The sequence below is a fragment of the Psychrobacter sp. genome, assembly GCF_041554015.1.
In the GTDB taxonomy this organism is placed as follows: domain Bacteria; phylum Pseudomonadota; class Gammaproteobacteria; order Pseudomonadales; family Moraxellaceae; genus Psychrobacter.
Map to the genome: position 1 here is coordinate 15,355 of NZ_JBFFMS010000036.1, position 14,999 is coordinate 30,353.

Below are 14,999 nucleotides of genomic sequence, written 5' to 3' on the forward strand. Positions count from 1 at the left end.
GTGGATTATGTTCTCGGATATAGCTATGTTGCCACTGTGCAAAGAGTTTTATAAGGACGGATGTATGTACGCTGCGGTTGATGGTGGGTTGACATTGGGTGATGCTGATACATTCTCAAAAGTGCCTGACCATTTAGAGAGATTCCCACCTGTTAGTGGTGAGAGCGTCGGCGAATGGGCGGAAAGACATGGTGAGCCATTATATCAAGCTATTCGAGAGTATAAGCCAATCAACAAAGCAAAGCATGATGCTAAGTAGAATAAAAAAAATAACATAAAACGCTGGGAGGTGTTATGACAGACGAAGCGCCTAACAGCGTAATGGGAAGGCCAACGATATACAGTGACGAATTAGCGCAGACAATATGCGAGTCGTTAATGGTCGGTATGTCGTTACGTAGAATATGCGAGCTTGATGATATGCCCGCAATATCTACAGTGATGCAATGGTTGGCAAGCAACAAGTCCGACTTTATGGAACAGTACGCACACGCGAGACAAGTGCAAGCTGAATACTTACTTGATGAGTTAATTGATATTGCTGACGATTCATCAAAAGATTATGTGATTGTCGATGGTCAAGAGCGTTTGGATCAAGAACACATACAGCGAGCTAAGTTAAGAATTGACACGCGCAAGTGGAACATTGAGAAGTTAGCGCCTAAGCGTTATGGAGCAAAACAACAACTTGAGCACACAGGTAGCGATGGTGGTGCAATAGAAACTATCAATGTAACGCCTGAGCAAGTCATACAAAAGATGAGCGAGAAAAGGAATGACTACTGACGCGCTCGACTTACTCGCATTTCAAACACTAGCACGAACCGACTTCTATTGGTTTAGTCGCTATATGTTCTACAAACGTCGTAACTATAAGTGGATGCAGAACTGGCATCACGAAAAGATATGCCAAGTATTACAGGATGTTTATGACGGTAAAGAAAACAGAGTCGTTATTAATATACCGCCGCGTTATTCAAAGACCGAACTAGTCATTGTTAACTTTATTGCGTGGTGCATGGGCAAGACGCCTGATAGCGAGTTTATTTATACATCCTACAGTGCAGACTTGGCGCATAACTACAATGCACAGGCGCGTGATTTAATCAAAACAGAAGCCTACCAAGAGTTGTTTCCTGATACCAAAGTGTCTAATGATAAGGATGCTAAGGGCCATTGGGGTACAACTAAAGGTGGTGTAAGTTATTCCGCTGGCGTTGGCGGTACGATGACAGGTTATGGCGCAGGTAAGATGCGTGAGACATTTGGCGGCGCAATCTTGGTTGATGACCCACACAAGGCATCGGAGGCTCGCAGTAAGAAGCGCAGACAGAACGTACAAGAATGGTTTGCTGAAACATTAAAATCACGACTTAACGACCCGATCAGAACGCCTATGATTATCATTATGCAGCGATTGCATGAGGATGACTTAACAGGGTGGCTTATGACTGGTAATGATGATGATGACTGGACATTGCTAAAAATGCCAGCTTTACAGCCTGATGGCACAGCGTTATGGCCTAAAAAGCATGACGTTACTAAGTTGAAAGCCATGCAGGAGGCGCAGCCATATATGTTTGCCGGACAGTATCAGCAAGAGCCGACACCAGGCGAAGGTGGTGAGTTTAAAGTAAGTATGATTGAGATTGTCGATGCTCTACCTGCTACTGCTAACAAATCAGCTAGGGGTTGGGATTTAGCATCAACATCGAATGAAGGTGACTACACAGCAGGTGTCAAGATTTGGCAAGGCGGTGATGGTTATTTCTACGTTGAGGACGTCGAGCGTGGTCAATGGGATAGCAGCATTGTACGCTCAACGATTAAGCTCACAGCTCAATTGGACGGCAAATTAACCGCAATCAGACTACCACAAGACCCCGGACAAGCAGGTAAAGACCAAGCCAAGTCATACACAAGACTGTTAGCAGGTTATAACGTCGCTGTCTTGCCTGTCAGTGGCGATAAGATTACACGCGCTGAACCATTCGCAGCACAAGTCAATGCAGGTAATGTGCGCTTGATACGTGGCGATTGGAACAAAGCTTACATTGACGAGCTGAAACTATTTCCGCTTGGCACTAATGACGATCAGGTTGACGGTTCAGCCGATGCGTTCAATCACTTATTTAACTTTGAAAATCAAGACGACGAACCGCCGGCACCCATTCCCACAGTCAAAAACTATTGGTAATAAACTATGAGCAAGCAAAACGAAGCATTGCATCAACGCTTGCTTGAGCGTATCGATGCAGACTATGACCAGTCACACGACAATCAGCGCCAGTCTTATGATGACAGGCGTTTTTGTTTTGTGCAGGGCGCACAGTGGGACGGTGACATTGGCAGACAGTTTGAAGGCCGTCCGAAGTTTGAGTTTAACAAAATCCAGCTATCAGTCATTCGTATTTACAATGAATGGGCTAAAAACCGCTTCACAGTCGAATTCAGACCACAGAACAATGCGGCTGATACAGACACAGCCGACAACTTGCAAGAGCTATTCAGAGCCGATGAGCGTGATAGTAACGCTGATGAGGCTTACAGCACCGCGTTTATGGAAGGCATATCAGGCGGTATCGGTGCAATCTTACTTGAAGCTAAGTACGATGACGAGGACGGTGACGATGACGAGTATCAACGTATTCGCATTAAACCGATCTTTGAAGCTGACACGATGGTCTATTGGGATGCTAATGCGCGTCGCTACGACAAAGCAGATGCAAAGCATGTAACCATCGTGACCGCAATGTCTAAGGCTCAGTTTGAGGCCAAGTACAACAAAGAACCTGCAAGTTTTGATGATCTACAAGGTTATCGCTTTGATTGGCGCGACGGTGATAATGTACGAGTCGCTGAGCACTACGAGCTGACAGAGCGCAAGATTGAAGTGACTAAGCTCATTCATCCCGAAGGTGGCGAACCGGTCAAGCTGTATGAAGATGATGAGGATTTCGAACAACAGCTAAGTGATTACATGGTGCAAGGCTATGAAATCGATTTTGTGAAGAAGGTTAAGCGCAAAGAAGTCAAAGGTTACGTGCTAAGCGGCAGCGAGATTGTCGAGAAAATGGGTGTGATTGCAGGTGAATATCTGCCAGTAGCGCCATTCTATGGCAAGCGCATGTATGTTAGTGGTCGAGAGGTCACGCAAGGTCATGTTGGCTTATCTCGTGACGCTCAGATAGCATTTAACCTCAAGATGTCAGGTCTTATTGACTTGGCAAGCCGTCCGCAGGATGAAATACCAATTTTTACCCCTGCTCAGATTAAGAATCATGAATCACAGTGGGCGAGCAAAGAGGTTAGGCGTGTTCCTTACCTAACAATCAACGCTACTAAAGATGCAAGTGGTGCTGTTATTGGAGTCGGGCCACAAGCCTACACCAAAGCACCAGTGATACCACAAGCAATGGGTGCATTGATTGAGTCTAGCGGTGCGCTTATCGGTGAATTGACGGGCAACCAGTCAAACGGTGAGCAGTTGGTCAGCAACGTATCTACCGAAGCGGTGGAAATGGTACAAGACAAGGTTGATGCTCAAGCGTATATCTATCTTGACAATTTTAGCAAGACGATTGCACACGTTGGGCGCATTTGGTTGTCCATGGCTCAGGTGGTTTATGATGAAGAAAACCGCGAAATGTCAGGCGTTAGTCATGATGATAGTGACAGTAAAGTGATTATCAACAAGCCCACTATCAAAGACGGTCAGCTTGCCTATGAGAACGACATGCAGGGCGGTAAGTACAAAGTAACGGTTGATATTGGCGAAGCGTTCAGTACACAGCGCGATAAGACAATCAAACGTCTACTCAATCTTGTGCCAATGATTCAAGACCCACAGCAGCAGTCAGCACTACTCAATACTATCTTAGCTAATCAAGATGGTGAGGGTATGCACGACTTGAGCCGTTACGCTCGCAAGAACCTAATTAATATGGGGATTGTAGAACCTGATGAGCAAGAAGCTAAAGAAATGGAAGCCGCGCAACAAGCAGCCGCTAATCAGCCGCCTGATGCACAGACGCAATACTTTGAGGCAGAGGCAGCGAAAGCACTCGCAGGTGCAGAGAAAGCGAAAGCTGACACACAGAAAACGCTTGCAGAGGTTGACGAGACTCGCGCTGATACAGCTAAGACGCTCTATGAAATGCAACAGCAGTTTGAGCAATCACAAGCAGCACAGCAGCGGTCTATACAGCAAATGCTTATGATGCTTGAGACTATGCAGCAATCACAGATGCAGAACGAGCAGCAGATTAAGCAAGAGGTGACACCACAAGAGCCGCCTGATATGCAACAGATGGCACAAATGGCAGCTATGCAAGAAGGTATGCCACCAATGGGGGGTATGTGATGAGTATTGATTACGATAGATACGAGGCATTGGATTACAGCGAACTCGAAGTTGAGTTGTCGAAATTAACCCAACACGACAAAGTTGACGTTCTTAGTAATATCTTATGCCAAGAGTTCTATTTGATTGACCATGTTGAGCATATCAAAAACATTCTGCTTATCCTGCTAAGGTCGGAGTCAGATAATGAAGCTAATCCTACTGCTACTTGCTGAAAGGCTCCTTCAATACATGGACAAGAAAGTTAAAGCGAGTGACGAGAAGTCGCTAGCTGAGAATGACGATGAAATGCTATAATAACTCTATTAAACAAGGAGTTAATTATGAGTATGAGTCAAAAATCCATGTCTGAAAGTGAGCTGAATTTGCGCCAGTTTGCACGTAACAGAGTGCGTAAGCGCAAAGCCAGAAGGCTACCTGTTGTTGAAGGTTATTCGACATCTATACGCAAAAGTAGTGGTGCTATTGTTTTTAGTAACAATACTGACGGCTGGTGTTTTGAGTACGATGTAAATTCTGTTAAAAAACTAGCGTTAGATAATGAGTTGGAGTCATCACTAAAAAAGAAGCACAGAGAAGCTGTTATTAATAGAGAGTCTATGAATCGAAATGGTTTTTATAACGGACTTGCTACAGCTGATTCTTATAAAAGAAGTGCATTAAGATAAACAACCCAAACAAATCAAGCTCACTTCGGTGGGCTTTTTTATTGCCAAAAATTAACTAACAGCTACCAGATGCTATAAATCTGAGGAGATACAACGTGGAAGATTTTGACGACAAAGAAGATTATCAAGAAGATATTGAGCAAGTCGAAGATGACGAGGTTATCGATGACGAGCAAGATATTGACGAAGATAGTCAAGACGATGAGCAAGACAACGAGTCAGATGATAGCGCAGATGATGATGTGCTTGAGTTTAGCTTTGATGAGGACGGTGATAGCGACGAGAAAGACCCATACGCAGGACAAGAAGCGCCTCAATGGGTTAAAGATACTCGACGCCGCGCAAAAGAAGTTGAGCGCGAAAACCGCAGATTAAAGCAACAGCTCGAACAGCGGAACAGTCAACCCGAGCAACAGCAAGCATTACGAGCAAGACCAACTGTTGAAAACTACGACTATAACGAGGAGTCAGAGGAGTATCTGGCTGACTTAGATTCGTGGTATGCGGAAAAGTCACAGCATGATGCAGCGGTACAGGCTGAGCAGCAAAAGTACCAACAGTATCGTGATAGATACAAAGCTGATGTTGATGCAATCAAGGCAAAAGCACCCGATTACGACGAGGTGGAGTCATCCGTTGTTGATGTGCTGTCTGAGCAAAAACAAGGCTTACTGCAAATGCTCGTTGATAACCCTGCAAAGGTGGTCTACGCACTAGGCAAGAACTCACCCGCGCAACTAGAGCGATTGTCAAAACTTGATGACGTTCAGTTCACAAAACAAATCGTCTTGATGGAGCAGCAAATGTCGTCCAAAGCAAAATCACGTAACCCAAACAAGCCAAAGCCAAAAACGCATGAGCTAGAAGGTGCAGCAGGTGGTGTTGATACCAAACTGGCTAAGTTGGAAGCAGAGGCCGCCAAGACTGGCGATAGATCAAAAGTAATCGCATACAAGCGAAACAAATAACTTAATTAATTGAGGTGACGCCTAATGGCTACAACTAATAACTTTTTGAAAGAAGAAGTTGTCATGTTTGATGACGTGTTGGCAGGGTTTGAAGAAGCCCTTGTTTACACTGAGCAAGCAAGCAACTATCCAGTCGATAACGAAAGCTCTAACGATACCATCTGGCGTCCAATGCCGATGCAAGCTGACACCTACGAAGGTTTGGATCAGACGGGTAACTTTAACGGCAAAACTGAAATGGCCGTACCGGTGAAAGTTGACCGTGTGCGTTCTGCACCTGGCTCAATGAACGCTAAAGAGCTACGCGACCCACGCGCATTGAAACGCTATGGTGATGCAGCTAAGCGCAAACTAGCTAGTGATGTGAATAACGCGCTACGTCGTCAGGCTGTTTACTACGCATCAATCGTTGATACTCGCGCAGGTGAAGCAAGCGGCTTTGATGATGTTGCATCGCTAATGTCTAAGTTTGATAGCTTAGGTGTAGCAACTGATGAGCGTATGGCTAACTACTCAAGCCGTGACTTCGTGAAAATGGCAAGTGACCTTGCAAGCCGTCAGACATTAAACGGTAAGACGCAGACAGCGTATGAGAAAGCGTATATCAACGAGATTGCAGGTTTCACCGTTCACAGTGACCCTAACGCAATCATGCTACCTGCTGCTACTGCTACAGGCGCAACCGTTGCTGCTGCTAATCAGCGTCACATTCCTGTTGCAACTAAGAAAGATGATGCGTCAGGTGATGAGCATAACGTCGACAACCGTTCTATGTTGTTGACCGTTGCTGCTACTGGTGGCGCGTTCGCAGTGGGTGATGCCTTTACGATTGCAGGTGTTTACGCATTGCATCATGAAAGCAAAGACTCAACAGGCGAGCTTAAAACCTTCCGTGTTGTTGAAGCTGTTAGCCCAACGTCTGTACGAATTGTCCCTGCTATTGTGGCTAAAGACCATGCCGGAGCAACACAATCTGAGACAGCATACGCTAACGTGACGACTACACCTGCTGACGGTGCAGCTATCACAATGCTCAATAAGAACGCGGCTTACGCTAACACAGCGTTCAACAAAGGCGCTCTTGAGTTGCTACCATCAAAACTAGCTATCGACGCTAAAGATGGTTGGTCAACCATGCAAGCAACGCTTGATAACGGTTTAACCTTGTACTACACGCGTCAAGGCGAAATCAATAACCTATCAACTAAATATCGTTGGGATATTTCATTCGGTACAGCATTGCTGAATCCTGAAATGGCAGGTATCCAGTTATTTAACCAAGCATAAGAGGTGATTTATGGCAGTTCCATCGTTTACAGCACCAGTGGTGACTTTTAACGCTATCAAAGGCTTGTTTAAGGCAAGTTATACGGTATCAGACAGCACAGTTAAAGCCGAGGGTTTCGGTGATAACGAATACCAAGCTAAGCGTAGTGCGGTAGTAACATATCGCAATACCAATCCGCTAGCGTTCCTTGACCTACCTGCATAACCTAGATTTATAGTTACATGCACTGGCTCAGGTCGGTGTATGTTGCGATGAATTTACTAACGGAGAATAACGATGGCAGATTTAAAAAACAGAGTGACCAAAGAAGATTTAGATGACTTGGTTGCGAAAAGCAATGTTGAGTACGCAGTTTTCAGCAACAAGCTAACGGTGGCTGTTGTCACGCTTCCAAATAAATTCAAGGTAACTGGTGAGGCGTCTTGTGTTGATGCTAATAACTTTGACAAAGAATTAGGTGAAAAATACGCGCTTGAAAACGCCGTCAAAAAACTATGGGAGCTTGAAGGTTATTTGTTGGCTGAGCGCTTACATCATCGCGCTGAGTGGCTATCCAATCAAACTGGCGACCTACCTAAGACTAAAGGCAGCTGCTCATGCGGACCAAACCAAGCTTGCAGTGATTGCCCATAAATAACGGAGAGCAAACCATGTCAAACATGATGATATACGGAACAACTGACAAAGTAGGCGGCAACATTGAAAGCGTGTGGGGCCATAAGATGCGCGTTCGCACTATTGACTCAAGCGACGAAGAAGTTGTTAAGCAAGCAAAGGCTGACGGTTGGCTGTCAAAAGCAAGTCAGGTTATCGAGCAGATCGAAACGCAAAAGCTCGAAGCTGAAAACGAAGTCATGAAAGGCAAGCTATCAAGCGGTGATGGCAACAAGCGCATCAAAGAGCTTGAGGCGGAAGTTAAAGACCTGAAAGCCAAACTTGCTATCTACGAAGAAAGCAAAGACGTGAACGGTGATGGCGTCGTGTCGTACGATGAAATGGAAAAAGACGAGCTTAAATCATTGCTTGATAAACGTGGCGTCAAGTATGTATCGCGTGACAATCTTGATGATTTAATTCAGAAAGCCAAAGATAGCGAGTAAATAACATGATTCTCAAACGTGACATAGTAGACCGCGCTTTCAAACTCTTATCTATGTCAGGATTTGAGTTGGACGATTCGCCCGAAGATAGCCAAGACATATTGCAGACGCTCGATGACATGATGGCAGAGCTACAAACTGGAAGCTACGACTTTGGTTATCTGTTTGCCGAGGATGTAACTGAAAGCTATCTTGGTGATTTAGCAGGTATTAAGCGTGACGCGCTATCAGGTATCTCGCACAAGCTCGCACTGCGTATCTGTAGCATATATGGTAAACAGCCGCCAGTGTTGCTACTTAGTCAAGCTGACGACGCATACAATGCCATGCTGACCATCTATCAGAACATACCATCAGTTGAATACTCGACTGATAATATCGTGCTAGGTACAGGCAATAAAGTAAGGTGGTGGTGATATGCAAATCCCAATTATCAACGGTATCTACACAGATAACACGGCTGATTATCGCACCTCTTATCCCTTAAACCTTGTGCCAGTACCAAAGCAAAACGGTGTCGCTAACGGCTATCTCAAGAAGGCTGACGGCATCGAGCTGTTTTGCGGTGCTGAGAAAGGCGGTATTGATAGAGGTGGCATCAATTGGAATGGCGTTTGCTATCGTGTCATTGGCACTCAGCTATGGCGTGTTGATGAGCAAGGTAATTGTACGTCCATTGGCACTATCGCAGGTGGCTCACAGTGTAGCTTTACTTACTCGTTTGACCGTCTAGGCATTGCATCAGGTGGTAATCTTTATTATCTGCAAGGTGGTGAGCTGACACAAGTGACGAATGCCAATCTTGGTACAGTCGTCGATGTTGAGTGGATTGACGGCTATTTTGTGACCACAGATGGTGAGTTCATCATTCAAACTGAATTGAATGACCCAACTCAGGTCAGCCCTACCAAGTATGGCAGCAGTGAAGCAGACCCCGACCCGATTGTCGGCCTCATGAAAGTTCGCAATGAGCTTGTGGTTCTGAACCGATACACAATTGAGGTGTTTGACAACGTAGGTAATGCAGGGTTTGCATTTAGCCGTGTCGATGGCGCAATGATGACCAAGGGCTGTGTGGGCACTCACGCCAAGTGTTCTTTTTTAGATTCATTCGCATTTATTGGTAGTAGTAAGAATCAGCCTTGTAGTGTTTATCTGGGCGCTAATGGCGGCCTCACTCCTATAGCCACTAGAGAGATAGAGATTATCTTATCCGAATATAGTGAGGCGCAGCTATCTAAGATAATTCTTGAAGGTAAAGAGCATAGCCATCATCAGCATTTATATCTGCATTTGCCCGATAAGACGATGGTGTTTGACTATGCAGCCTCTAAGGAGATGCAGCAACCTGTTTGGTTTGAGCTGTCATCGTCTAGTAGTGGCAAAGGCGCATATCGAGCCATTAATCACGTATGGTGCTATAACAAGTGGATTGTGGGCGATAGGTTCAATAGTAATGTGGGCGTACTTAGCAATAAGCTATCAAGTCACTATGGTGAGCCTGTCGCATGGCAAATCAACACAACATTCTTATACAACGGTGGGCAGTCAGGGCAAATCAAATCAATTGAGCTTGTCGGATTGACTGGTCGCACGAATAGCAATCCTGATCCGCAAGTGTTCTTATCCTGGACAAAAGACGGCATGACGTGGAGCAATGAGCGATTGCACAGGCAAGGTATGCGTGGTCAATACAGCCAGCGCATTATTTGGTTACGTGCTATCGGTATGTTTCGTCAGATGGTCGGCCTTAAATTCCGTGGTTGTGACGACTCACTAGCATCATTCACAGCTATTGAAGCAGACGTGGAGGCATTCGGTAATGGCGGTCAATAGAACCTTTAAAATCCCTCGTGACGTACTTGCTCAGATAACAGGCGGTAATACACAGGCAATCAAGGCGTTTGAGAATATCGAAGTAGTCACAAATGATGTGCCGCAAGATATGGCAGACCTTGTTATTCAGATTGAGGGCGCAGCATCACAAGCAGAACAGGCGGCAATCTTGGCAACTCAGGCTGTGGCTATCATTAATCAGAAGATTACCGACAATCAAGCGCCATTACAAGCCGTCAGCGTACCGTCAGAGCGTTCCGACTCGCTACAAGCTGTCAATGTATCAATCTATCAAGATGAGCAGCTACAGAGCGTCAGCAGCCCTTATGATTGCCAAACTCAACTAATACCAGTGAGCACTATATGAAACTAACAAATAAGCAAGCCGCAAACGTCACGCTGGCAACAGGTAGCAATACCGTTTACTTGCCGGACACCGACGCACAGATACGAGCATTTACGGTAAGCAACTCAACAGCAGCTAACATTGATTTAACGGTTGAGGTTAACGGCAAGCAGATGGTAAAGAAAACCATTACAGCAGGGGCAACCGAGGTTATTAGCTCGCTATTCAATCAGCAGATTGTCAAAGACGAGCCGCTGACCATGACAGGTGAAGGTGTAAACGTGCTGTTAACAGTGGTTGAAATAACGGAGTAATTATCATGACCCCTACAGCTATTGATATTTTAATCCTACTTTTTGGCTGTGCCTTATTTATGGGCATTCTTATTTTCGCTCTAACTTATCGAGAGATAAAGCTAAAAAAACTCACGGCTGAGCAAGATAATAAAGACTTTGTTGCTATGCGACTTTACAGAGAGCGTGCAAAAGCGGAGGGTAAGCGACAAAAACAACCATTACAAGACCCTGTTTTGTTAATCATGAGGCTGCATTTTGATGAGCTAAAAAGGCAGGACTCGCAAGACCGGACGGCACACAATGATAAAACAAGTTAAGTTCGCAGACTATCAAGACGAAATCACAGCAATGATGATGGATATGCTGCACCTTGAGCCGCAGACGGTTGACATTCCAGTACAGCGGTACATTGAACTAGATGAAATGGGTGTATTGCGTCCGATGCTGTGGTTCGACGGTGATACGGTCAAAGCCCTTGTCCTATTGTTTGTTAGTCCATCTTTGCGAAATCCTATGATTGTTGATGCAGCAACCGATGTGCTGTGGATAAAACCTGAGCATCGAGGCAATAGCCAAGCGCTCACAGACGGTATCAAAGACTATCTGTCTAGCATTGGTGTGTCTTACTGGTATGCAGCTAGTCGAGCATCACACCCGATTGACGGCTATTTAGAAAAGAATAACTTTACGCTATTAGAGCGTATGTATTATTGCGAGGTGCAATCATGAGTTTTATTAAAGACACGTTTGACTCCATAACTGGTAAGTCGGCCGCAAAAGATGCAAGTAAGGCACAGCAGCAAGCAACCGAATCAGGCATGGAAGAACAGCGCCGCCAGTTTGACGCATTGCAAGCACTCATGCAGCCTTACGTTAAATCAGGTACAGGTGCGTTACAGGGTCAGAATGACTTGCTGGGGCTTAATGGCTTTGATAAGCAACAAACAGCTATCGGCAACATTGAAAACAGCCCATTCTTTAAGTCGCAGTATCAACAGGCTGAGAACGCGCTATTGCAAAATGCGTCTGCTACAGGTGGATTGCGTGGTGGTAATATGCAAGAGGCATTGGCTGATAACCGATCAAATATGCTTTACAACAACGTGCAAAGTCAGTTAGCAGGTTTAAGCGGTGCAGCAGCCAATGGTCAGAGCGCAGCAGCAGGTCTAGGCGGTCAAGGCTTGACGTTTGGTCAAAACATGGCGCAAGGTTACGATGCTATCGGTCAAGCTAAAGCAGGTTATGATATGTATAAGAGCAACTTGTATAGCGGATTGCTTAACAAAGGCATTCAGGCAGGTACAGCAGCAATGGGTGGCGGTTTCGGAGGTGGATTCTAATGGCTTTTCAATTAGCACAAGCATACGGACAAGGACAGGCAAACCCTTTTGATGGTGTTCTTGAGGCTTACGGTATGGGGCAGAAATTGCGCCAAAACCGTGACTTACTGCAAGCACAACAAGCAGAGCAAGCACGTAAAATTCAGGCGCAGCAAGCACTTGAAACAATAGACTGGAATGATAAAAACGCTATCGCTCAGACGGTGGCACAGTTCCCTGAATACACTAAGGGCGCGAAAGACTACTACGATGCGTTAGAAACTAAAGAGCAGCAAGCGCTATTGTTCAGCATGAGCCGCACAATATCGGCACTTGAGAGCGACCGACCTGATATAGCGATTCAAGAGGCTAGAGATAAAGCAGCAGCTTACAATGACCAAGGTATGACTAAGGAAGCCGAAGAACAATCACAAATGGCCGAGTGGATGACTAGAGACCCACAGGCAGCCCGAAAAGCAATACTTCTTAACTACTCGTTGTTAGCAGGTAAAGACGCAGGTGCGGCCTATGATTCTTATTCAGGCGCTGGTATCGCAGAAGATGCAGCACCGATTGATAGAGCTAAAACGCAAGCGGAAACGGATGAAATAACAACGCTAACACCGTTACAAGCTAAGAAGTTGGAAGCGGAAGAAGTTGACACACTAGCATCAGCCAAACAAAAAATTGCAACGGCCAACAACTACGATGCTAAAACAACCGAAACGCTAACCTTGTTGCCGCATGAACAAGCGCGTGTTGATTCAGCAACAAGTTTGAATACGGCTAATGCAGGTCTAGCAGCCACAAGGGCTGATGACATACCTATTGCTCGTGCTGACGCTCAGGCGCAGCAAGAGGTTAGCAATCAACTAGCGCAACTTAAACTACAGCTACAAAGCGAAGGCAATCAGGTTGCTAGAGAACGCTTACAGCTACAGATAAACAAGCACGAGCATACACTGGCAGCATACGAGGCTGGGTTAACCACCAAGCAAATTGCAACCAATCAAAAGAATCAAGAGCGTTTGGCGCAATACAGCAGCCAACAAGAGGCTTTGCAGCAGTCTAGATCAACAATAATGCGCCTACTTAGTAATAAGAGTGGTATTAAAGGGGCGACAGGTGCTATACAAGGCCGCTTGCCATCTGCCAGAAAAGACGTTATTCAATTTGAAAAAGATATTGAGACTCTACAGAGTCAGGTATTCTTAACGCAGGTTGAAAAAATGCGAGGACTTGGCGCACTGACTGACTTTGAAGGTAGGAAGTTGGAGACAGCCGTTGCCAACCTTAGTCTTACATTGTCTGCTGAGGCGCTATCTAAAAATCTACAGATTATATATGACGCAACTAAGATAGCCGAGAAGCGACTAGGTACAAAGTATCAAGACTTATTAGGCGAAGTTAGTCAAAACCAAACAGGCTCAACAGCAGGGCGTAGTTATATGCAATACGCCAATTAATGAGGTACGTCATGAGTTTAATGAAAGATGTTTATCAATCCTTTATCAATGTAGGCTGGTCGCCCAATCAGGCTAGAATCATGACGGCTGAGGTTGGGCGTGAGAATGACTTTAACCCAAAAAACCTATTTGGTCGTCATGTTGATGCGTCCAATGGCAAAGTCAACCTAGGTATGATTAGTTGGCAGGGTAGCCGAGGTAAAAACCTTGATGCTAGATTGCGATCCAAAGGCTTGATTGATAAGTCAGGCAACATTGTTCGCAGTCAGGCATCATTGAATGAGATGGCTAAGTTTCTTGATACCGAGATTAAAACAAAACCTGAATACAAACGCACTAAAAGCATGTTTTTAGGCAACCCCAACGTCGCTTACGATGTAGCAAAAGAGGTTGTAGGTAAAAACTTTATTGGTTGGGATTACACAGGTAGCGCCGTTCTTGGTGATAACGTCAAGAAACATCATGCTAAACGTGATAAGTATTACGGTCAATTAGGCGGCAAAGTAACAGGCAGCACTATGTCAACACAAGCACCATCAATGACCAATGCACAGAAAATCAAAGTCTATCAGGCATACAAAAGCGGCAAGATGAGTGCTTACGACAAGGCTCAGTATGAGTCCGATGTAAAGGCAGGTGTGATGCAGCTACCTAAAAACGCCAAGCTCAACACTACAGCACCAAAAAAATCAACAGCGCCAAAGGGCGAGGAATTACCATTAGGTGTGGTCATGGCGTACAACAATGGCGAAATGGACAATGCGGCACAGGCACAGCTTGACGCCGATATCAAGTCTGGCATTGTTCGCGCACCTAAAGGCTTCAAGCTAATTAAACCAAAACCGAAAGGCTTGGTTGGTCGTTCGGCTGACAAGCTCAAAGCAGGTGGCAAAGCGGTTGTTGACAATCAATTTGACAATGGCGGTGTGGCTAACCTGGTTGGTGTGGCAGATGCGGCATTAGGTGTTGCAGGTGGTATGGCTGACATGGCTATGGAGGGTTGGTCAGGTATTGGTGGCATGGCTGGCGCAGCAGTTAGAGGTCAGCCTATTATTGACGGGTACACAACAGGTGTTAATGGTTATCGAGAGACATTGCCAAGCAATGCTCTGAAAGGCGCGGCAACACCACGCACACAGACAGGCCAGTCATTTATGGATGTGCTAGGTATTGTTGATGATGGAATTGTGGCGGCAGGTGATGGTGTTTATAACGCCACTGGTAGCGCAGCAGCAGGTGCAGCAACACAGACAGGTCTTAATGCGCTAGGCTTTATTGTTCCAGCAGGTGCTAAGAAAGGTCGAGGCAGAACAGCACCTATTGACGAGGCACGCCCACGCCTAACGCAA

19 protein-coding genes are annotated in these 14,999 nt (G+C 45.5%); all 19 read left to right on the forward strand.

The genetic code is table 11. From position 1 onward, the window contains the following. Positions 1–64: 64 nt before the first annotated feature. The gene (locus ABYU67_RS09675; RefSeq protein WP_372844793.1) at positions 65–259 is read left to right on the forward strand and encodes a hypothetical protein; all 195 of its coding nucleotides are present in this window, start codon (positions 65–67) and stop codon (positions 257–259) included. Positions 260–321: 62 nt separating this feature from the next. Next, complete coding sequence (locus ABYU67_RS09680; RefSeq protein WP_372844811.1) at positions 322–786, forward strand: hypothetical protein; 465 nt, start codon at positions 322–324, stop codon at positions 784–786. Further along, positions 776–2,197 carry a phage terminase large subunit gene (gene terL, locus ABYU67_RS09685; protein ID WP_372844794.1) on the forward strand — a complete coding sequence of 474 codons (1,422 nt, stop codon included), beginning with the start codon at positions 776–778 and terminating at the stop codon, positions 2,195–2,197. The genes ABYU67_RS09680 and terL overlap by 11 nt, the downstream gene beginning before the upstream one ends. Positions 2,198–2,203: 6 nt before the next feature. Next, entirely contained in the window at positions 2,204–4,363 is a 2,160-nt protein-coding gene (locus tag ABYU67_RS09690; RefSeq protein ID WP_372844795.1) for a portal protein, read from the forward strand. 323 nt (positions 4,364–4,686) lie between these two features. Next, complete coding sequence (locus ABYU67_RS09695) at positions 4,687–5,031, forward strand: hypothetical protein (protein WP_372844796.1); 345 nt, start codon at positions 4,687–4,689, stop codon at positions 5,029–5,031. Positions 5,032–5,126: 95 nt separating this feature from the next. Continuing rightward, a complete protein-coding gene (locus ABYU67_RS09700; RefSeq protein WP_372844797.1) occupies positions 5,127–5,999 on the forward strand; it encodes a hypothetical protein in 873 nt (290 codons plus the stop codon). A gap of 24 nt (positions 6,000–6,023) precedes the next feature. Beyond that, entirely contained in the window at positions 6,024–7,286 is a 1,263-nt protein-coding gene (locus ABYU67_RS09705) for a P22 phage major capsid protein family protein (RefSeq protein ID WP_372844798.1), read from the forward strand. Positions 7,287–7,296: 10 nt separating this feature from the next. Continuing rightward, positions 7,297–7,491: a hypothetical protein gene (locus ABYU67_RS09710; protein ID WP_372844799.1), complete on the forward strand. Its 195-nt coding sequence runs from the start codon at positions 7,297–7,299 to the stop codon at positions 7,489–7,491. A gap of 72 nt (positions 7,492–7,563) precedes the next feature. Further along, complete coding sequence (locus ABYU67_RS09715) at positions 7,564–7,920, forward strand: Gp49 family protein (protein ID WP_372844800.1); 357 nt, start codon at positions 7,564–7,566, stop codon at positions 7,918–7,920. Positions 7,921–7,937: 17 nt separating this feature from the next. Next, positions 7,938–8,387 carry a hypothetical protein gene (locus ABYU67_RS09720; RefSeq protein ID WP_372844801.1) on the forward strand — a complete coding sequence of 150 codons (450 nt, stop codon included), beginning with the start codon at positions 7,938–7,940 and terminating at the stop codon, positions 8,385–8,387. A 68-nt stretch (positions 8,388–8,455) separates the two neighbouring features. Continuing rightward, a complete protein-coding gene (locus tag ABYU67_RS09725; protein ID WP_372844802.1) occupies positions 8,456–8,803 on the forward strand; it encodes a packaged DNA stabilization gp4 family protein in 348 nt (115 codons plus the stop codon). A 1-nt stretch (position 8,804) separates the two neighbouring features. Further along, the gene (locus ABYU67_RS09730) at positions 8,805–10,223 is read left to right on the forward strand and encodes a packaged DNA stabilization protein (RefSeq protein WP_372844803.1); all 1,419 of its coding nucleotides are present in this window, start codon (positions 8,805–8,807) and stop codon (positions 10,221–10,223) included. Further along, positions 10,210–10,590: a hypothetical protein gene (locus ABYU67_RS09735; protein WP_372844804.1), complete on the forward strand. Its 381-nt coding sequence runs from the start codon at positions 10,210–10,212 to the stop codon at positions 10,588–10,590. The genes ABYU67_RS09730 and ABYU67_RS09735 overlap by 14 nt, the downstream gene beginning before the upstream one ends. Beyond that, on the forward strand, positions 10,587–10,883 hold the full coding sequence (locus ABYU67_RS09740; RefSeq protein WP_372844805.1) for a hypothetical protein: 297 nt from the start codon (positions 10,587–10,589) through the stop codon (positions 10,881–10,883). The genes ABYU67_RS09735 and ABYU67_RS09740 overlap by 4 nt, the downstream gene beginning before the upstream one ends. A gap of 5 nt (positions 10,884–10,888) precedes the next feature. After that, positions 10,889–11,182 carry a hypothetical protein gene (locus ABYU67_RS09745; RefSeq protein WP_372844806.1) on the forward strand — a complete coding sequence of 98 codons (294 nt, stop codon included), beginning with the start codon at positions 10,889–10,891 and terminating at the stop codon, positions 11,180–11,182. Then, a complete protein-coding gene (locus tag ABYU67_RS09750; RefSeq protein WP_372844807.1) occupies positions 11,166–11,594 on the forward strand; it encodes a hypothetical protein in 429 nt (142 codons plus the stop codon). Before ABYU67_RS09745 ends, ABYU67_RS09750 begins: the two co-directional genes overlap by 17 nt. Then, entirely contained in the window at positions 11,591–12,205 is a 615-nt protein-coding gene (locus ABYU67_RS09755) for a hypothetical protein (protein WP_372844808.1), read from the forward strand. The genes ABYU67_RS09750 and ABYU67_RS09755 overlap by 4 nt, the downstream gene beginning before the upstream one ends. Then, the gene (locus ABYU67_RS09760) at positions 12,205–13,650 is read left to right on the forward strand and encodes a hypothetical protein (RefSeq protein WP_372844809.1); all 1,446 of its coding nucleotides are present in this window, start codon (positions 12,205–12,207) and stop codon (positions 13,648–13,650) included. The genes ABYU67_RS09755 and ABYU67_RS09760 overlap by 1 nt, the downstream gene beginning before the upstream one ends. An 11-nt stretch (positions 13,651–13,661) precedes the next feature. Beyond that, a partial coding sequence (locus ABYU67_RS09765; RefSeq protein WP_372844810.1) for a phage tail tip lysozyme occupies positions 13,662–14,999 on the forward strand: 1,338 nt, incomplete at its 3' end.